Source organism: Dysosmobacter welbionis (assembly GCF_005121165.3).
GTDB classification, from domain to species: Bacteria; Bacillota; Clostridia; order Oscillospirales; family Oscillospiraceae; genus Oscillibacter; species Oscillibacter welbionis.
This window is the reverse complement of the sequence record NZ_CP034413.3, coordinates 755996-775340: the sequence shown is the minus strand read 5'-3', so window position 1 is coordinate 775340 and position 19345 is coordinate 755996. Positions and strand designations below refer to the sequence as shown.

Below are 19345 nucleotides of genomic sequence, written 5' to 3'. Positions count from 1 at the left end.
TTCCGTAATGGCTCTGTTATTGCTTCTGGTACATATGGCGCATATTGTGAAGTATCGAGTAGTTTGCACTTAAGTAGTCTCTAAAATGGTTGAATCCCGTTTTATATTGTGCGCAAGATCAAATCTGTTTCCAATGACAAAAAGGTTGCGCATACTTTGCTCCTTTGAATTTCTCCATACATCTGTTATTAACTGATCCTTATTGCTATATAGCAAAGCAGATATCGGAAATTCTTAATTTTAACAGGTGTGGTGTATATTGCTTTTTATTATATCATCAACAATGGCCCTGCTGACAAGAACGCAAGAAAAAATTCTTTTTAACCTGTAATTAACAAAAAAGAGCACCGCAATCGAATTGCTCTAATTCGATTGTGGTGTTCTCAATTTACCTGCTCAAAGATTTAAATTCGGCATTTTTCTATGCGGAAACACCCTGCTGCTCCGCATGGAAGTCTTCTGCTGCCCTATAAAGAAAGAGTGCCACAAACAGTTCCTCTATCCATTTTGAATCCTAATTCCTATGCTTTTGAAAATGGAGGGAAACACCGCCACAGCCTGAAAGCTTAGTTTGCAGGGCTGGGCATAGCCTTTGCAGAGCCTGTTGCAGTTGTCAGCCATCATCTATGTGTTTTCCTAACAGAGAGCGGTTTCTGGGATTTTATCGATGCAAGTTTTAGTTGATAATTTCCATGTAATTAGGTATGATGGAAAAGAACCATCCGACCTTGTGGTTTGAAGAGAAGCAACTAACCATATAAAAGTATCACAAGCAACTTACACTATACGCGTGGAATCATGCGTGATGTAGGCGGAAGTTTTTGGAGATGCACACGAATCAGTTAAAGATAACTTTGATTCTATATAAAAAATGGATTTTGCCTGTGGAGGAAACCACATCTGGGGGTAGATGTGGCTTCTTTCTTGCGGCCTTTTCACGCCCTGCGTCAGCCTGTCCAAGTGACAGGGTGTCGCGGGGCGTCTTTCTGTCTTTGGAAAGGAGTCAACGAATATGAGCCTGAAATACGCCTGCCCCGGCTGTGGGACCTCTTTGGGCTATGAGGGATTGTGCTGGAAATGTAAGTGCGAGCAGGATCGGCAAGCTGCTCTTGCCTGGACGCCGGAACAAATTGGCGAAAAGCAGAAAAATCTCATTCAGAACATCCAGAGGCTGGCGGAGATGGAGGACCCGGAGTTCACCGACTTCTGGCAGCTGCTGGGGGACCGGGATGCCATCGCCCCGGAGATCCAGCGGGCGGCACTGGCCGCAGAGGTGTTCTGGCCCTGTGAGATCTATTATCACGCTCCCGCCGATGTGCGGGATGGCCTGATTCATGCGCTGTTGTCCGCGGAATATTCCAGCGAGGCCTCCAACCTGATGAGTTGCCTTGCTATGCAGGGAGATGACAAGGCAATGGAGACGCTGCTGGAGCTGGAGCGAAATCCCCGGCCCTGGCGCAAGGGCCTCTATGTGGACCCATCCAGCTATGCGCAGATCGGAGGCTGGACCTTCAACAAGGAGGGCCAGAAAATCCAGCTCAACTTCGACACCTGCTATCCTATGGTCAAGGGAACCGCTGGCGAGAAATCTCCCGTCCGCATTGGCCGGGCGCGGGAGGACACCTGTCCCCACTGCGGCGGGCGTATGGTGGACATGCTGGTATTGGATGGCAGGGATGAGCGGCTCCGGTTCCTGGGGCTGGATGGTATCCTGACCGCCACCTGCTGCCCCAGCTGCGTGGGATTCCTGAAAGGCCCCGCCTTCAACCGCTTTTCTCTGGATGGCGGCGTGGAGGTCTTTCCCTCCGAACTCTTTGACGGGGCGGAGAAGATGGACTGCTATGTCAGTCCCGAGGACTACAAGGCCCTCACCGAAAATCCCTTTGTACTGGGCAAAGCGCCTGTGCCCCTGTTTTACGGCGCGGCCTGTGAGGATGTGAACACCATCGGCGGCTTTGCCAACTGGGTGCAGGACGCGGAATATACGACCTGCCCCCACTGTGGGAAGCCCATGAAGTACCTGGCCCAGATCCAGTGGGATACGGTGTTTGACTGTGCAGAGGGCGCGCTTTATGTGGAGTTCTGCCCGGACTGCCAGATCGTATCCATGCAGCACCAGCAGACCTGAGGGGAGAACCTATATGAGTTTGCCAAAGCGTGACGGCGTACATGGCCGTTATTATCTGATCCATAAGCCGGATACTGACCCTGAGGTGCTGGTGGAAGCGGATCTCTGCATTCAGGATGTGCTGAGCGGCGCCGCCCGTGAAAATCACGCCGCCTACCCGACCGTGGTGCGAAATCATAACGGAACGCCCTTTCTCCCCAATCAGCTGCTGGAGCGGCATCTTTCCCGGCTGCCGCTGAAGGAATTTCCCTGCGAGGATGCGGTTTCCATCTGCGACGCCATGCGGCGGCTGGTGGGCTGGGAAGAGATCCGCTATGAGTTGGAGAAGTACATAGAAAAGCAGGTGCAGGAACGCTGCTTCCTTGTGGGAGAGCGGGAAGATGGCTTTACCGTCTTTCCGCCCTGCGCAGTGCGGCCGGAATTGCGTCCGGAGGATGTGGACGAAGGATTGCTGCGCTTTGCCTGCTATGTGGCTGTCTGCCATACCGTGTATGGGCAGAGTTTTGAATCCCTCACCACCGAACACATTTTCGGCTTGGTTTCCCAAATCCGTCCCGACATGGTAAAGAAACTGAAAACCAACGGCAGCGGCAAATTGCCAAAGGACATCCAACAACGTAAGACGGTGCATTTCACCGCATCGGCCAATGACGCCTTTGCCACCATCCGCATCACCGCCAGGGACTCCACGGAGGAGTGCTATGCTGAAATCCTGGACTACCTGTGCGCGGTGCTGGAGCAGGAGGAATTCCCCCGCAGTTACTCGGTGGAGTGCAGAGGAAAGGAGAAAATCTATCTGCCCATTCCCGGCTTGCCCAAGAAGGGAGTCAATCAGCTCTTTGCCTGCGCTGTGCAACACCCCAATCTGCATCCGGCTATAGAGCGATACGCTCGTCTGGCTATGCGGGAGTATGAGTGGTACCAAAACCTCGCGGATGAAGCCTGCGCCATGCCCGGCTCTTTTGCTGTGTTCGCTCTGGGGCTGGAAGGAGAACAGTGGGCGCCGCTGGTGGCGGAGTATCTGGATCTCTGCGATGACGAGCACTCCTCCCTGCAAGAGAAATTCCTTCATGCCTTGATCCGGAAGTTTGGTTTCCAACCATGGACACTGGGCGTATTGGTACGGGGCGCATTGTCCATGCAGAATCTAAAGCCTGCAAAGGAGTTCCGCAGCCTGATTGCCAACGCGGAAAGCCTGGATGCGCTGCTGACAGTCAAGCGCCGCTTTTCCGCGTATCTCCTGCCGGAAGAGGACAAGGACCCGAAATTCCGGGCCATCGCTTGGCAGAGCCTGCTCTGGGCCATCTGGGGCCCGTCCTCTGAAAACGGCGGCAGCAAGGTCATCAAGACGGTGCCAAAGGAACTGAAAGAGAAATACCAGCAGGTATTTGCGTAAGGAGAACGTCATGAAAAAGAGAACGGTCAAGGACTTTATTGCCCTGTACGCCCAGGAAGATGGGGAAAAGCTGGTGCTGATCCAGAGCGGTACCAGCGCGGACAAAACCTTTCTGGATACTTTCTGGACGGCGCATACCCATGCCCTTGCCATGGCGGATGTCCAGACCGGACAGGTGATCTCCGGCCGATGCTACCTGAGCTGGCCGCTGACGGACAAGGAGCGGGAATCCGGCGGCTATTCCAAGCGGTTTGCCAAGGGCCGGATTTACCGGATCAAAGCCCGCGGCTGGAAAGGCGATGCCCTCAGCGAACCTCAGTGGTATGTCACGGAGATACTGGAGGAAGGCGTACCCTGTCCGGCACTGGAGGAGCTCTGGGCGGAATACACAAAGCCCATTCTTCTGGAGGACGAGGTGCTGGGAACCCTCACGCTGGATCGTGAAATGAGTATGTTCACCGGGACCTGCCGGTGGATGGGAAAAGAAGTCCAGATCTCGCTGGATGTGGAGATTGAAAAGAAAGCGTCCTGGACCCGCGCCACCAATGTGATGAAGAAACTGCTGGCAGATCAGGAAGTCTGGGATAAGTCCCTGCGGGCGATGGCTGCCCAGAAGCTCACCGCTCAGGCCAACGAATGGCTGGCGGACAATGACCAGACCGACCGGGACCCGGAGAAAGATCCCATCACCGGGGATGAGTTCGCCCGGCGCATCATTCTCACTGAGTTTTCGGTCTCCCCCGGCGGGCGTTTTACCGCTTGGTATGAGGACGATGATATGTTCTGGGGCCATGTGGTCACTGTGGATGGAACACTGAAAAAAGGCCCCATTGGTGCGGATATACAGGGGTGATACGGGAAAGGCGGTGAAGTCATGAATCAGGCGGAGACAGCAAAGCTGTCGGAGCTGCTTGAACAGTGGAATGATGCGGACGAGTTCTCCCGATGTATTGAGGCCATCGAAGCTATCCCGGAGCAGGAGCGGGGTTATTTTCTGACCGTCAAGCTGAGCCGGGCTTACAGCAATCTGGCGGTGCTGGGGGATCATAGAGCGCATGGGACCGACGGTGCAGTGGACGGGGCTCTCATCCGGCACGCCATTGACCTGTTGGAGTCCGTCTGCACCCAGGGGGAGAACGACCCCTACTGGAACGCCAGGATGGGCTATTCCTGTCTGATGGCATACCCCTCCGCCGCCACCGCCTATGAATACGCAAAACACTGGCTGGACCTGGCCCCGGAGGACCCGAATGCCCAAAAGCTGGTCCGGGACTGCGAGGAATATCTGGAGGAGGAAAAAGCCTTGGAGATAGATCAGAAAGAGCGGGAGGAGATTATCCGGCGGGAAACTCCCGATGATGGAAAGAGGGTTATATGTAAATGAACAGCGGGCAGATTACGGCTTTTTTACAGGAGCATTGGTATATTGCCTCGGTAATCATCGGTGCAGTGATTTTGATCGGAGCGATCCGCAACTGGAACTGGCTCTGCGACCCCACCGGTACGCGGGATGCCCACCGCCACGGCAGGGGATACCGGCGGGTGGTTTTCTTTTTGTTGGGTGTCCTCCTGATCGTGGTGAGTATCTGGGGATTTGTGCTGAAATTGAAATAGGAGGAGAACGGCTATGATGCCTGAAAAATATCCCACCTGGCTGGAAGGCCATGTGAAAGAGTGGACGGAGAAGCGTCTGCCCACCGTGACACTCTGTTCCTCCACCGGCAAGGAACTGCTGGAGGTTTGGTATTGCGGAGATCTGCTCACGGTGAAGGGAGAGCCCCAATCCTATATCGTAGATGGGGATGAGGTCCCCGGACTGGTGGCAGCCCGTGATCCGGAGAGCGGCGAGGAGTTCGTCATCTTTGACGGTGGGCGGCATGGCTACGACAATCTGTTCTGCGATGTACACGATCCATCCAAGCTGGAGCACCGTCCCCTCAAGCGGTATGGGATCCCTGCCTCCAAGCTGGTGGTGGAGCTGGGTTACAGCGTTGACTATGAGGACGAAAAAGAGGACTTCGAACCGGATGGGGCGGATACCGTGGAACTGATCAACGGTGAGCGGATGCCTTGGGAGCAGGTCAGGCGGGACGGCATTGATTATATCGCCCTTTACTATGTGAACGAGGAAGGGAAGCAAGTCCAGATTTTGGACGCAGAGCTGGCATGAGTATGGTGATTCAATCCTTTGACCATCTGCACGACAACAGGGTCCTGTGCTATTGCGCTGACTTTGAAGCCCATATCCTGCATGTGGATACCCGGACTGAGGCCGGAGAGAACGTATCCGTTCACTTCACCGGCCTGCTGGCCCACTGGTTTGAGAATGTGATCCGGGACAACATCCTCTTCGGCATGGATGAGATCACCGTGGACGGCTTTTTTGAACAGTACAAAGACCTGCTGGGCGGGGCCGTCTCTTACGGCTTTCCCGCCTGTTGCAGCATCGAGGAACTGCGGGAGCGCATGGATCGGGAGCACATCCGGGTATTTGTCATCGACGCTTCCCTTGGGCTGTGCGGATTTGTACTGGCACAGGAGGTGGAGCTGAAATGTCCATAACTGCCTATCAAGTGGAAGCCGTCGGCCATGACCGGACCGGCCGGGACTTCGGCTATGTGAATATCATGTACCGCTATGGTGATAAGAAATCCTGTCCCCGGCCGGATCAATGTGAAAAGCTGGAGGTCATGTGGGCGGACGAGAGCGTCTACGGGCCGCCCGCCCCCGGCAGCAAGGTGGGAGACTTTATCCAGACCTGGCTGGTGGGCTCCTGGAACTGCGGGGTGTTTACCCACCGGGAGATTGCCCAGCGGCTCATAGATACCTTCACTGGTCTGAAGCTCAAGGAACTGGCGTGGTTTGAGAACCCCAGAGAGAAGACGCTGAAAAACGGCAAACCACGTGTGCGCCGGGCCAAGTGGCTGCCGGAGCGAGAGGTCGATCTGGTGTATCTCTACTCCGACTACTATATTGACGCAAGAGAACCTGCTTCTGCCCAAACCCATTTCTTCACCGTCACAAGGATGGACGCCTGGGGCGTGAGCACCTGGTTCATGTGTACCCCGGAGGCCGCCGAAAAACTGATTGCTATGGATTATGACAATCTGGCCGTAAAGGAAACCACCATTGTAGGATAGAGAAAGTAGGTGCCCTATGTACGAAATTGCCTATCTTGGCCGCTGGGAGACTCTCCCGGAAACGGCTGCCGCCATCTGTGACCATGACACTCCCAAGCTGGAGGCGCTGCTTCAAGGTGGCCTGGATTTAGATGTTCCCATCCAGCTCAGCGAATACATCAAGCTGATGCCATTGGAGATCGCGGTTTTTCGGAATGATGTGCCTATGATCCACTTCCTGCTGGAGCATGGGGCTGATTCCAGTCTGGCAGAGGAACAGCCCCTACTGCTCACCGCCGCCCGCTGTTGTGGGCCGGAGGTGGTGAAACTCTTTGTGGGACAGACCGCGCAGCTTACCCCCAAGCAGAAAGAGCGGGCCTTCCAGGAAGTGCGCTGGGGCAAGCGCCCGGAGAATATCCCGGTGCTGGAGCAAGCCGGGATCACAGTGGACAAGTTTGGCGGCGAGGCATTCCGGGCCGCTGTGTCCGAGGGCAATACCAAACTTGCCCGGCTGCTTCTGGAAAAAGGGGCAGACATCAATTACCACAAGCCGGACATGGTGTTTCCGAACGCCTCCACCGCTGTCACCGAAGCTGTCCGACACAAAAATCTTCCCATGGTGCGCTGGCTCATTGAGCAAGGAGCCGACATCACCATTGCTGACAAATACGGCGACCGGCCTTACACCGTGGCGGTGCAGAACAAGAATCAGGAGCTGGCCGACTACCTGAAAGCCCTGGAACCGGAGGAATGGCACAACGAGCAGGAAAAGCTCCGGCAGCTCATGCCCTATAAGCTGCCTGCCCGGCTGGTGGAATACTTGAAGACCGGCCCCCTGCGGCTGGAGTTCCCGGAGCAGAAATGGGTGAAGTGGGCAGAGCTCTACTCTTTCATGGATGTGCAGGAGATGACCTGGAAGCGGAAGAAGCTGCTCTCCCTGATGGCGGCCATGGACAATTACAGCGACTATCTGCTGCTGTGGAGCCCCAGGGACAAAAAGCTGTGGTATCTGGATATCGAGCATGAGGAATTCCACCCTCTGGCCAAATGGGATGACTTCATCGCAGATCCCGGCCGGTATCTGAACGGGATGATTGAGGGCGAGTTTGAGGAGTAAAGCCATGACATCAATAGACTTTCTGAACAAGGTACATAAAAGCCTGGTCTCGCAGGAATATAGCCTCTCTTATTCTCCAGCCAAGTCCAAGAATTATATGCTGTACTGCAATGGCAACTTCATCGGTGGCCTGTTCGATGAGGAGCTGTGCTTCGTCTACGCCGACAGTGTGAGTGAACTGCTGGGACAGCCGGAACCCGTCTACCGTGGCTACTCCAGCACCGCCCAGCACAGGATGCTGGTGATTCCGGAGGAGCACTGGGCAAAGGCACTGAAACTGCTCTATGCCGAGAAATTTGACTGGAGCCGGTTGGTGTACGACATCACATATACCAGCATTGGCGCGGCTGTGGTGGAGGACTTCTACGACGAGAATGCAGTATTCCTGCGCTTCTGCTTTGAAAAGGAACTGCTGAAAAAGAACCCTCTGGATCGACAGGGCCGTATCCTGCGGATGGTCTATCTCAATCAGGATCTGACAGAGGCGGGCAAATATCTATTCCCCAGACTGATGCAGAAGTTTCTCGTTTTTACAGATCGTAAAGGGAAAACCGGTCTGCAAACCATGCTGAAACGGTGGTACACCGCGCTGGAGAAGGAGTACCGCAGCCAGACAACAGAGTAAGGAGGGCGGCAACATGACAGAGGAAAACAGGACCTACATCACCCATCTCAAGGTCACGGATGTCCCGTGGCACCGGCTCACCACCGCCTATGGCCGGGGGACGGATTTTCCCGCGCATCTGGCGGTGCTGGAGCAGATGCGTGATTTGGCGTCCGTCAAAGAGTCTCTCTATGAGCTCACCACCAACATGGAGCACCAGGGGACCCTTTGGCACGCCACGCCTTTCGGCATGGTGTTCCTGAGCCGGATTCTGGGCAAAGCACTCAAAGAGAGCGGCCGGAATCCTGTGGCCCATTTCCTGGCCGGGGAACTGCTGGACTTCTTTGCCGGCATCCTCCAGTGCTTTCGCGATGGGGATGAGATGGAGCACGCCGAGCCGCTGCCGCAGTTCTCCGATCTGCTCCGGGAAGAATATCTGTGGTCGGAAGAATACGACGGGGAAGCGGATGAGATGCGCTACGAGGAGGACGAGGTTTTCCCCGCAGACGAATTTTACAGCTTCTATTATGACTCCTGGCAGTCGGTGGAAGCCTACCGGGATATATTGGAGCAAGTCCCGGCAGAGTTTGCCAAGCCCGCCGCCGCGGTGCTGGAACTGCTGTAAAGGAGGTCACGCCGATGTTTGAAGAATTCTATGAGATGTACGAGCCCGAGGAGCAGGAAGTGGTCGCTCTGATTAATCGCTGCATTGGGGGCGGATATAACAACAGGGGCAACTTTTGGGAAATGACTGTTGTGACGCTGGGCATGGTGTTCTGTGACACCGGCAAGGTCAGCACCAAAGAGGAGCGGCTGGATTGGCCGGTCACCGACGAGGAGCGTAACAGCGAAAAGGGCTGGGGACGCTTTGGCAAGGAGCAGATCTGCCGCCTGAAGATCCGCCGAATGAAGGAAGAATGGGCAAAGGATCTGGTGGCGTGGCCCTGGTGTATCGCCCAGGTGGTCAAGGCCCACGAGGACTGCCCGGAGCTTCAGGCCGTTCTGGACGAGTACCACAGGCCGGTGGTGCTCCAGGATGAGACGCTGGGGGAGCTGACGCTGGACAAGGACTATAACACCTTTGAGGGTGAGATCCAGTGGTGCGGAACGGATGTGTACCTGTCTCTGGAGGTCAATGCGGAGAGCAAGCCCTCCTGGACCCGTGCCCGCAGTGCCGCCAAGAAGCTGCTGGCCGACTGCGAGACCTGGGACAAGGCCATGCGGGAGCTTGCGGCAAAGAACCTGACCGGGCTGGCCAACGACTGGCTCTCCCAGGATGAGGAAAACCCCCGTGACCCGGGAACAGACCCCATCACAGAGGAAGAACTTGCCCGGCGGATCAGCATGACGAGCCTGTCCGTCACCTCCGGCGGCAGCTTCACCGTCTGGTTTGACTGCGACGAGATGTTCACCGACCATGCGGTGACGGTCTACGGCTCCTTGAAAAAGGGCCTCAAAGCTGCCAACATTGAGGGGTAAGGAGGCGCCTATGAAACTGTATGAGTATTGGCTTGGGTTGTATCCCCTTGATTGGGAATTTTGCTTTATGCCAGTCCAAACCTATAAAAACTTCATCACAGAGCAGTATCATAAAAACCCCGCTTTTTACAACATATCAGCGGGTTCTATTGAGAAGGTATTGGCACACATTGACGCCATTTTATCTGCGGCCATGGAGGACTGGAATAAAACCACGAACCATGCTGCCCTGCGTTGCCCCCCAATGATCTTTCCTCTCCCAAAGGGACAGGAGAGCAATGTGGCGGAATTTGCTGTCATTCTCAAGATGGATCATGATGGAGATACAGTAGTCTATTCGCCAATTCTATTACCCCATCTGGAAAACCAATGAGGAGGCATCCCTGTGAAGCTGAACTGTAAACGCATTGATTTTACATATACACCCGGCGAGGAGATATTCAACTTTCCCGAGGAATCGGGGCTGCCCTTTCTCTTCGATGTGGAGGGAGAACTGACCGCTGATTCTGCTGCCATGGATGCGGTAGGAGAAATGCTGGATGAGGCGGAGAGATTGGCGGAAAAGGCCAAAGCTGCCATCAAAGCGGCGCTGGCGGACGAGGGCAGCCCCTACCACGATGCCGTGGTATTTTTCATGGAGTTCCACCGGGACGATGTAGGCCCGGATATTGCGGCGGAACTTTTTCCAGGAACCGACCCGGCCAAGCTGTCCTTTGCCGAGATGGCGGACTTTTTGCGGCTCAAGCGGTTCGGCAGCCTGGTGGATAGCGAGATGAATCAGCAAGTTTTCATTCTGGACCTGTCCTTCAACCCAGAGATCACCGACGAGCTGATGGTGGTCTACTTTGACTTGAACCAGGAGATTTTCTGTATCACCCACGAGAGCTGAGGAGAGAGTTACCTATGGAAAAAGCGACTGCTGTTAACACTTGCTTAGGTGTTTTGATGGGACGGGACTGTATCTATCTGGACCAGGTGAAACAGGATGCTCTGAACAATCTGACCTTTACGGGGGACATCAATGGCCATCTGATCTCCCAGCACAGGGACGAAAAAGACTGGTTTCCCTACACACTCACCTTCCGGCGGGTGCTGGCCTATTTTGCCTGCGAATTGGACACCTATGAAAATCTGGCTGGGATGGGGCATCTGGATGGCAGTTCTTTCGATTTGATTGAGGATAGCACTTGGCTGAAGTCTCTGCCGGTGCGGGAGGACTTTGATAAAGACATCTATCGGCACTACCGGCTGTTTACATACGATGATGTTTACAACATCATTGCGGTTTCTTATGAGTTTGCAGCAGAGTTGTAAATGCCTGAAACATGGAAGACCATTGGAAGGATCTATCAAGGAAGAAGGTATGGTGATGAAACAGAATAAGCATCAGTTGGAGCATCTGCCCATACTTCTGGTTCAGCAGCTCCGCCTGCAATGGTATAAAGACTGCCGGGGCGGAAATGCGGCCGCACAGCGGAACCAGTATCCCAGAGCCATGCGGCTGCCGAAAGACTTCTTCTCGTATTATTCCTTTGGCCTGCCTACACACTTTGTATCGATCTTACAGAGGCCCAATGGATTTCAGATCGATAAGGACTGTCGCAGGCTGATCGAATGGAAGCCGAATGGCTCAATGCGAATTCATCCTTTTGAACTGATTCAGAAGGAGTCCGGACTCCATGTGCGTTACCGCAATGATTGGCACATCGGTGCAATGCCGGAGCGATATACCTACGATGAGACCGGGCAAAAACAGCCCATCAATGAGCTGGCATTGGATTTGGCTCCCGGTGAGTATGGGAGAGCTGTCTGCAATGGGCGGTTCCGGGACTGGGATACAGGAATCTGGTATTATGTGCTGGACATTTTGAATGTGATGCCGCTTACGGAACCCACCGACTCATTGACCAGTTTTACGGACAGAGAGCCTAATAAGATATATACCCGGATCGCCCGGCTGTGGTGACGAAAGACAGGAGGATAGCCACATGATTTCCACAAAAGATTTATCCGGCCTGCCCAATGCGGAGCGTCTGAAAAACTTCTGCAAAGGACTGGCGGCTCTGGACATCATCATGCTGGAGGAGGAATGGAGCTTCATCCGCCACTATACCTACAACCCCGCATGGCGAAAGGGCAAAGAGGCGTTTTTTGCCACTGATGGCAGTGACCGGAGCATGATCGTCATGTTTGCGCCGGAAGGCTGTGTAATCAACGGTGTGGATTCCGAACTCTATGACTGGGAGGAAAAACTTCCCCGTGTCGAAGACCTGACAGATGGGATGCCCTCTGCTTTGCAAAAACTCATGGGCAGCCGAGAGGTCAAAAAGATGAAGAGCACCTTCTGCGTCTGGACGGAGGATGGCTCCACCTGGCACTGCAACCCCATAGACGGCGAGGACGCATCCAAAGATCTGCTCTCCACGATTGATGGCAATCCACAGACCTATGTGGAGTACGGAAAGTGGTTTTATCACGCCGACCTGCCTTTGGAAGCTGTGCGCCAGCTTGCTGACGGGGTGCCGGTGACAAAAGAACTGGCCGCTGCGTTGAACCCTACGCGCAGCGAGAGGGAGGAAATCAAGGCGGGCTTGGATAAGATCGGATATCCAAAGGATCTTTGATTGGCAGCAGACAGGAGATGATTCGAATGATTAAAGAACGCATCCCCATCTCCGGCGACCTCAAAAGCAAGGTCAAGCAGCTGATGGAGTACGCCGGATGGCAGGAAGGGCGAAAAGTGGACATCTCCATTGCGGAGCAGTATTACGCCGACCACGGCGTCCCGATGATGAAGACAACCCAGCGGTTTTACCGTAAATATTTCGGCCTGTGCTGTGAGTGGTACCTGGAGCAGAGAAAACTGAACTGGGCGGCTGATTTTCAATTCGCTTTGTTTCCTTACTTGGTCAACGGAATCAAAAACCATTTGGAAGAAGCCTATTTTCGGGATATGTCCGGCTGTGAACTGGCAGAGATCGAACAGGCGGCCGGTGAAAAATGTCAGCCCATCGGTCATATCGGCTACTACTACCCGGCAGAGGTTTGGATTTCCGAGTGCGGGAAACTGTATGCGAAATATGAATATCAGGATGAGATTGAGTGCTTTCCGGATGTGTTTGCCCTGATTGAGCGGGAACTGCGGCAGTGCAAATTGGATTCCGCTGCCATGAAACCTGTGGAGGCACTGGATGGAAAACTTTGAATCGCTCGAAATAGGAGACTCTATTATGTCAGACTGGGCACAAATTATATCCGATGCGCTGGACATTCTGAAATTTGACGGAGCCGTACAGGACACGCTGGCGGAGCTTCGGCGGAAATGGAGCGGGCAGATCCCGGCGCTGCTGGAGGAACGCTTTGATACGCTCGGCATTCAGTATATGAAATTACCCCACGAAATGGGCGTGGCTGCGCTGGGACAGGAGCTGTCCACTTTCGGCTGGGCGCTGTATGACCTGGACGAGGAGGACGAGTATCTGTTTGTCCTAATTCCAGCGGAAGAACGCAGCGGATGGGAACGCTACTGCAAAAAGCAGGGGCAATATTGTCACCTGATGAAACAGCAAGGACGAAAATGGGGCGACCATGCCAAGGAGCAGGACCCTGGGAAGCTGATGCCTTGCGAGGAATACATACTCCAAGATGAGTACGATTATTTCTTCAACTCTCTGGCAGGAGACTTTGCAGCGGGAGAATGGAAAAGCAGCCATTCGGAGGAATGGAAATACGGCTGTGTGGCAGATCTGCGCTGCCGCCCGCCAAAAGTGACCCGCTCCAAGAGCCTGTACCAGTTCGGGCACCTCGCCTATTCGGATCAAGCCGGAGTGTATGCCGCCTCCGGAGCCTCTGCAAGCGGGCAGATCGGAAAGGTGTTGCTTGGCAAAAACCCCAGTACACTTAATTTTTTTGAGCCTTCTCCCATCGGATACGAGGGGGCGCCCCATTCTCTCCGGTGGGTGGGAAACTCCCTCTGGGTGGGCGATCCCACCAATGCCACACGGATTGAACTCACCGACCGGGGCACCTGTCAGGATGTGAAAAACTGGCCCCTGCCGGAAGATGGATGGAGCACCAAATACCATTGTGGCATCGTGACAGACGGGCTGGGCCGGGTCTACTTTTCCAACGAGTGGTACAAGGGACAGATCTACCGCTGGGAAAACGGCAAGGTAACAAAACACACCTTCTCTCTGGATGGATACGACCATCTCTCCGAGGCCGTTCCCGTTCCCGGCACCAACTGTATCTATATGATACACTCTGTCAGTGGCAAGTGGCGGATGGAAGAATGCCTGCTGGAACTGGACATGGACACCGGGCGGTGTCGCATCGCCCCTCTGCCCGGCCTGGGCGAGGAGCTGAAACTTCGCTGGTTTACCGGGGACTGGTTGCTGGTGCAGGGAAACGGCGAAATCCTCTCCGATGACTTTGCCCAGCTCATCAACATGAACACCCGTGAAGTGCTGCGTATCCGTCCGGGAATGTTCGGCGGGGAGAAAATGCAGCACATTGGAATACTCACCGATGGCACAGTGGTCATCGTCACCCGGCGGGATAGGGTCGGGCCGGTGTTTCGTTATCCCATCGACTTCTGGGGTTTTCTTCGGACGGCAAACAAGCCCAAAAAGCTAGAACCTTGGCGAGAGTACAAAGAAGTGTACCCGAATCTGCCCATCTTTCTTGCGGGCGAAGAACCAGAGCCGCCGAAGGATGGCGCAAACAGCATTTCCGATACCGAAAGCCTCCTGCTTCGCCCTCAGTTTGACCGACTCTCCCCGGAGGAAAAGCGGCCCATAATGGAGCGGCTGGCAGCACAGTATCGCCTGGATTTTGTGCGGATGGAGCACTTTGGCCGCTGGGGACAGCACTGCACCACCGGAATCTTCAAAAAAGATGGCCGGGAGTTCGTCTTTGTCCCCGGCGATACCGTCATACTGGGCTGGGAACAGTTTGCCGCAGGACTGAATCAGGAAAGCCGCGAGGAATTGGAGTACCTGTTCCGGGAATGGGAAATGGAGCGAGACCCGACAGAACTCATTGGAGAGAGCATGGCCCCTGTCCGGCGGGCGGCCATCGGCCCCATGCTGGTGGGCCGGGAGCTGGAGGAGATCAACTGGGAGCCGGTCAAGCTGGATGACCCACGGCTGCGCCCGGAATGGTTGGAAGATTTTCGCCAATTCGCTTTGACTGACAGGAACAGTCTTACTCTGGTAGGCCGTGCCCGTTTCGAGCGGGATGGCGACAGCTGGCAGGCAAGCCTCTATCACGAGGTAGACTATCCGGACTTTCAAAACCGGCTGCAAAAACAGGGTTTCTCCCTGCCCACGGCGGACGAGTGGGCCTACCTGTGTGGCGGCGGATGTCGGACCCTGTTTCCATGGGGAGATGGGTTAGACTACTCCATGCGTCTGCACTGGTTTGAGGACATGGATGAGGATGAGAACCGGCCCTATGACATGGAGGAACCCAACTTCTTCGGCCTGTCCATCGCCTACGATCCCTATATGCGGGAAGTGGTACAGGCTGACAGGCTCACCACCTGCGGCGGCGACGGCGGGTGCAATATCTGCGGCGGGCTGGGACCGTTCCTTGGTTTCCTGCCCTGCTCGCCCCACTGCAAGCCGGAAGTGCAGGAGGATAATGCACTGAACGGCAACTATGACTTTTACCGGCCCATCGTCCGGATACCGCTGGAAAAGAAAGGAGAAATCGAAATGCCTGCAACACAATGGCTGAACAAATATGAATCCATCAAAGACAAACTGGCCTGCAAAACAGACCTGGACGCTCATTTCACAGAGAAAGTGATTGGGAATAGGGAAGTGGATGTGCTGGACATCGGCGCCGTCCATTTTCCCAGCGGAACGATCTTTGCCTGCGATCCGCTGGTGGAGCTGGAGGATACACCGCCCTTTATACAGACGATCCCTGCCGGAACTTATCCCGTGAAGATCTGCGTGGTGCCCAGTGAAAAATACGGCGACCGCTACGCCTGCGTCAAGGTGGAGGTCAGCCGGGAAAAGCCTGTCCGCTATGAGTTGGGGATGACGGGCAAAGAGGATCTGGACGAGGAACTGGATGAGGACGGTTATTTTGGCTTTGGCGTAGACGCCGGGATGGGCTGTGTTGCGGACATCCAGACCCAGGCGGCCTTCAAAACATACTGGGCCAAGCGGCTGGAGGAAGACCCGGACATTGATCCGTACAACGACCTGTTCTGTGACTTGCTGGAGGAAAACGCCAAAGCCTGTCCCAAATATCAGTTGAGCCACGGCGACTGGCTCAACTGGACGGTGCCGGACACGGACTGCAATCTGCCTATCTTCGCTTCCGGCTGGGGTGACGGCTACTATCCCGTCTACTTCGGCTATGACGCAAAGGGAGAAGTCTGCGCCGTGTACGTGCGCTTCATCGACATTGAAGCCAGCTACCAGGAACAGGCGTAAGGGGGTAAGCAGCTATGGAATGGCCGAAACGGGCGCGGACAGCGGACTGGGAAAACGGTGTCCTGACCCTGGATGGAGAGAAGAAGTTTGAGATCCCGGAGCTGACCTTGGCCCTCATGGAACGGCTGGCTGGTTACACCCTGGTAGGCTTCCATGTGAAAGGCTATCCGGTGACGGATGAACTGCTTGCCCCCTTCGCCGAACACAAAAGCATGGTCAACTTCGGCGTGGAAGACGGCGCACTCACTGACGCCTGTTTCCCCGTTTTTTTCGCTATGCCCAAGCTGCGCTATCTGCTGTTGGACGGCAACGCCGCCATCCACGGCAGCGGTCTGTCCGCCCTGCAAAGCTGCAAGCTGGACCTTCTCACCCTCAACCGCACCGGGTTGGACGACGCCGGTTTGCTCCAGGCGGCCTCCATTCCCAAGCTCTCCCACATCCAGATCGACCATACCGCCGTTACATACGAGGGTCTGCTGGCCATCGCCGGCAACAACCGCATCGAGCCGGTGGCCCATGTGCAGTTCACCAAGGAGCAGATGGAATACTTCTCTCAAATCCAGCGGGAAAAGGGCAAAAAGCCCGTCCAGCTGGACGAACAGGCGGCGGTGGAATGCCGCAGGGTGTTGTCTGCCTTCTTTGCTGAAATGACAGAATGGGAGCAGTACATGGAACAGGCCGGGTTTGAAGATGCTGAGGCTGTGCCCCGCCTGCTGGTGATCTGGGAGAAGTATGTGAGCGAAAAGCCCCGTATGGGCTTCCGACCCCTGGGCCTCTCGTACAGCGCCCAGGGCACCTACAAGGGAGAGCAGTTCCTGGACGCGGAGCAGATCACCCGAAACAAGCTCTACATCTACACCAGAGAGAAAAACACCGGCTTTGTCCGCCGCTTCCTCATGAAGCGTGTGGGCGAGGGCTGGAGGATCGACGGGGTGCAGGAGCGACTGGACGGCTGGCAGAGAATAGGACTATAAGCTATCAGGGGGAGGCACAGGTATGAAAGCACAAGCCGGAGGGGTCTATACAGTCTACAATCGATACTTGAAATGCTACACCGCCTGCCAGGTGGCCTATATCGCGCCGCCGGACACGGTGAGCAGGGAGTCCTGGGCAGTGATCCTCTCTCTGGACTGGGCAGGTGACGCCCCTCTGACTGCGGAGGAACTGCCTCATCTCCGCCCGCTCTACATAGATTTCATGTACTGGTCCCGTGACCTTCATCTGCTGCGGGTGCCGGTGGAGGTCCCGCCCCAGTACACGCTGGTGGGTACCCTGCCGCCCTTCACCGACCAGCCCTGCCGCTCCTACGGCGGCTGGAATGACGGTTATGATGTGTACCTCCAGATCCGGTGGCAAGCCATCCCGGAAAAGCGGCGGCGGGCCTTCAAGGAGGCCACGGAGAGCGACGGGGTGACAGAGATCGGCGGTATCCCGGTGAAGGTCAGCAGCCATCGGATCATGGACCAGCACGAGCCATTCGATTCGGCGCTGGAACTAAAGGCGCTGCCCTGCCTCTCCGACCTCATCTGCCAGCGGTGGCACCCGGATCTGCTGGAGTTTTTGCGGGGAACCCCCTTCGTTGATGAACTGACTTTGCTGGACCACGGTCAGAGGACACTTGATCTGCGGGGCACCAGCATCAGAAAGCTGATGTTGGACATGACAGGCCTTCAGGAACTGTGGCTGAGTGAGGATACAGAGCAGCTCCTGTTCCAGAACAAGGGGCCGGACGCCTGTACCATCCATGCCCCCGAAGATGGCAGCGGTCTGACCCTCCAATTTATCGGGGAATACCGCCCGCACACGGAACTGCCGAACCTATTGGAACTGCATGGCATCCAGCTGAAAGATTTTGATCTGAGCGGACTGGCTGCTGTCCATCCCCACCTGAAGGAGCTGAGGCTCTGGGGCGCGCCGGGAAATCTGCAAAACTTCTCTGCTGTGCGAGAGTTCCGGGAGCTGACGCACCTTTCCACCTTCGACCTGTTCGGCTTCGGGGCGGACGACATCCCCACCCCGGAGCAGATGCCGGAGCTTCGCTGGTTCTGGATGACCAGCCTGCCGGAGACGGCAGCAAAAGCGGCAAAGCAGCTCTGGAAAGGTAAGGCGGGAATGGACCTGCGGATCACCAAGCCCCGGAAACCGGAGTGGCTGGCGCAAAACCTGGGCAATCCCTTCCGGGGCTGGGACGGTGCGGAGCATATTCCTGTCAGTGCCGCGAGAAAGGCAGCCAATCAATACCGCAAGACCCGCTCCCAATTGATGAAACTGGCCGCTGAGCCGGGCGAGGACGCCCAGGCCCAGGCGCTGGATGCGGTTGCAGCATACACCCAGACCTTCAACAAGATGGGCTTTATCGAAACCGAGGAGCGGGATGAAATTTACATGGCCCTGCGGGGGATTCTGGACGCACTGCCGGACAACACACTCCAAAAAGATGCCCTGATTGAGAAGTTTGAGCAGCTGCGGGATTTTTGAGGAAAATGAGAAGCATGATAGAGTTCGGCAAGGATCACAGCCCGGCGTGGTTGGAACTGATGTCAGCCTACCAGATTTTTCGGGCAAGGCTGTTTGATTGGAGCCGCGAACCGGATCAGGTAAAGCAAAGAGATCTGCTACTGGAGCTTGGTTCCTGGGAAAATCGGGATCTCAACAGAAGAACGCTGGTGGCGGATCTTCTACGCAGCGCCGAGATGTGGGATGAAAAAGCCCTCCTCTTGGTTCAGAAAGAACTGACCGCGATTGCCCTACAGGAACAGGAGGTGATTGCCGCCTTTGTACGAATGGCATTATCAAAGCTCAAAGGCAGATCAGAGCGGCTTGCCATTGCCGATGAGGTGCTTCGTCTGGTAGCAGAGGAGGAAGGAAAAGCGGAGCCCGACCCTGTTGTATTCCACAACGGCTGCCTGTTGCTGTATGATTTGCACTGTGAAGCAGAGTTCTCGCAGTATGCGGATCGGTATGGGACTTTGATTGAGCAGGCATACGGGTTAGATGAAAAAGGCTTGGCAGACATGAAGAAAACGCTGTCCGCCGGGCCTTAGATAGAAAGG

General features: G+C 55.4%; 22 protein-coding genes. All 22 read left to right on the top strand.

Going from position 1 to position 19345, the window contains the following annotated elements; genetic code table 11:
* Positions 1–1012 precede the first annotated feature (1012 nt).
* Genes EIO64_RS04095 through EIO64_RS03990 form a run of 22 tightly spaced genes read left to right on the top strand, consistent with a single transcriptional unit; the run spans position 1013 to position 19336 of the window.
* Entirely contained in the window at positions 1013–2128 is a 1116-nt protein-coding gene (locus EIO64_RS04095) for a hypothetical protein (RefSeq protein ID WP_119311462.1), read from the top strand.
* Positions 2129–2141: 13 nt separating this feature from the next.
* Positions 2142–3524, top strand: coding sequence for a DUF6138 family protein (locus tag EIO64_RS04090; protein WP_119311461.1), 1383 nt, complete (start codon positions 2142–2144; stop codon positions 3522–3524).
* A 10-nt stretch (positions 3525–3534) separates the two neighbouring features.
* Positions 3535–4377: a DUF2262 domain-containing protein gene (locus tag EIO64_RS04085; protein ID WP_025543907.1), complete on the top strand. Its 843-nt coding sequence runs from the start codon at positions 3535–3537 to the stop codon at positions 4375–4377.
* 21 nt (positions 4378–4398) lie between these two features.
* Positions 4399–4908, top strand: coding sequence for a hypothetical protein (locus tag EIO64_RS04080; RefSeq protein WP_119311460.1), 510 nt, complete (start codon positions 4399–4401; stop codon positions 4906–4908).
* Complete coding sequence (locus tag EIO64_RS04075) at positions 4905–5138, top strand: Imm17 family immunity protein (RefSeq protein WP_021747696.1); 234 nt, start codon at positions 4905–4907, stop codon at positions 5136–5138. The genes EIO64_RS04080 and EIO64_RS04075 overlap by 4 nt, the downstream gene beginning before the upstream one ends.
* A 13-nt stretch (positions 5139–5151) precedes the next feature.
* Positions 5152–5694 carry a hypothetical protein gene (locus tag EIO64_RS04070; RefSeq protein ID WP_119311459.1) on the top strand — a complete coding sequence of 181 codons (543 nt, stop codon included), beginning with the start codon at positions 5152–5154 and terminating at the stop codon, positions 5692–5694.
* A gap of 2 nt (positions 5695–5696) precedes the next feature.
* Complete coding sequence (locus EIO64_RS04065; protein ID WP_249390795.1) at positions 5697–6086, top strand: hypothetical protein; 390 nt, start codon at positions 5697–5699, stop codon at positions 6084–6086.
* Positions 6077–6664, top strand: a complete 588-nt coding sequence (locus tag EIO64_RS04060; RefSeq protein ID WP_119311457.1) for a hypothetical protein — start codon at positions 6077–6079, stop codon at positions 6662–6664. Before EIO64_RS04065 ends, EIO64_RS04060 begins: the two co-directional genes overlap by 10 nt.
* A 16-nt stretch (positions 6665–6680) precedes the next feature.
* On the top strand, positions 6681–7760 hold the full coding sequence (locus EIO64_RS04055) for an ankyrin repeat domain-containing protein (RefSeq protein WP_119311456.1): 1080 nt from the start codon (positions 6681–6683) through the stop codon (positions 7758–7760).
* Positions 7761–7764: 4 nt separating this feature from the next.
* Positions 7765–8385, top strand: a complete 621-nt coding sequence (locus EIO64_RS04050; RefSeq protein ID WP_136890799.1) for a hypothetical protein — start codon at positions 7765–7767, stop codon at positions 8383–8385.
* 13 nt (positions 8386–8398) lie between these two features.
* Positions 8399–8989 (top strand): hypothetical protein, encoded by a 591-nt coding sequence (locus EIO64_RS04045; RefSeq protein WP_119311454.1) that lies wholly within the window; start codon positions 8399–8401, stop codon positions 8987–8989.
* A gap of 14 nt (positions 8990–9003) precedes the next feature.
* Positions 9004–9843 (top strand): DUF2262 domain-containing protein, encoded by an 840-nt coding sequence (locus tag EIO64_RS04040; RefSeq protein ID WP_119311453.1) that lies wholly within the window; start codon positions 9004–9006, stop codon positions 9841–9843.
* 10 nt (positions 9844–9853) lie between these two features.
* Positions 9854–10216: a hypothetical protein gene (locus EIO64_RS04035; RefSeq protein WP_025543914.1), complete on the top strand. Its 363-nt coding sequence runs from the start codon at positions 9854–9856 to the stop codon at positions 10214–10216.
* A 12-nt stretch (positions 10217–10228) separates the two neighbouring features.
* Positions 10229–10732, top strand: a complete 504-nt coding sequence (locus EIO64_RS04030) for a DUF2004 domain-containing protein (RefSeq protein WP_025543915.1) — start codon at positions 10229–10231, stop codon at positions 10730–10732.
* Between the two features lie 14 nt (positions 10733–10746).
* Positions 10747–11157 carry a hypothetical protein gene (locus tag EIO64_RS04025; protein ID WP_025543916.1) on the top strand — a complete coding sequence of 137 codons (411 nt, stop codon included), beginning with the start codon at positions 10747–10749 and terminating at the stop codon, positions 11155–11157.
* Entirely contained in the window at positions 11135–11809 is a 675-nt protein-coding gene (locus tag EIO64_RS04020; protein ID WP_249390794.1) for a hypothetical protein, read from the top strand. The genes EIO64_RS04025 and EIO64_RS04020 overlap by 23 nt, the downstream gene beginning before the upstream one ends.
* Before the next feature lie 22 nt (positions 11810–11831).
* Positions 11832–12467: a hypothetical protein gene (locus EIO64_RS04015; RefSeq protein WP_136890797.1), complete on the top strand. Its 636-nt coding sequence runs from the start codon at positions 11832–11834 to the stop codon at positions 12465–12467.
* A 26-nt stretch (positions 12468–12493) separates the two neighbouring features.
* The gene (locus tag EIO64_RS04010) at positions 12494–13048 is read left to right on the top strand and encodes an SUKH-3 domain-containing protein (protein ID WP_136890796.1); all 555 of its coding nucleotides are present in this window, start codon (positions 12494–12496) and stop codon (positions 13046–13048) included.
* A 25-nt stretch (positions 13049–13073) separates the two neighbouring features.
* Positions 13074–16292, top strand: a complete 3219-nt coding sequence (locus tag EIO64_RS19175; RefSeq protein ID WP_394802906.1) for a DUF4241 domain-containing protein — start codon at positions 13074–13076, stop codon at positions 16290–16292.
* A gap of 14 nt (positions 16293–16306) precedes the next feature.
* On the top strand, positions 16307–17266 hold the full coding sequence (locus EIO64_RS04000) for an NTF2 fold immunity protein (protein WP_119311451.1): 960 nt from the start codon (positions 16307–16309) through the stop codon (positions 17264–17266).
* A gap of 22 nt (positions 17267–17288) precedes the next feature.
* Positions 17289–18770 (top strand): hypothetical protein, encoded by a 1482-nt coding sequence (locus tag EIO64_RS03995; RefSeq protein WP_136890795.1) that lies wholly within the window; start codon positions 17289–17291, stop codon positions 18768–18770.
* Positions 18771–18784: 14 nt separating this feature from the next.
* A complete protein-coding gene (locus EIO64_RS03990) occupies positions 18785–19336 on the top strand; it encodes a hypothetical protein (RefSeq protein ID WP_119311449.1) in 552 nt (183 codons plus the stop codon).
* Positions 19337–19345 lie beyond the last annotated feature (9 nt).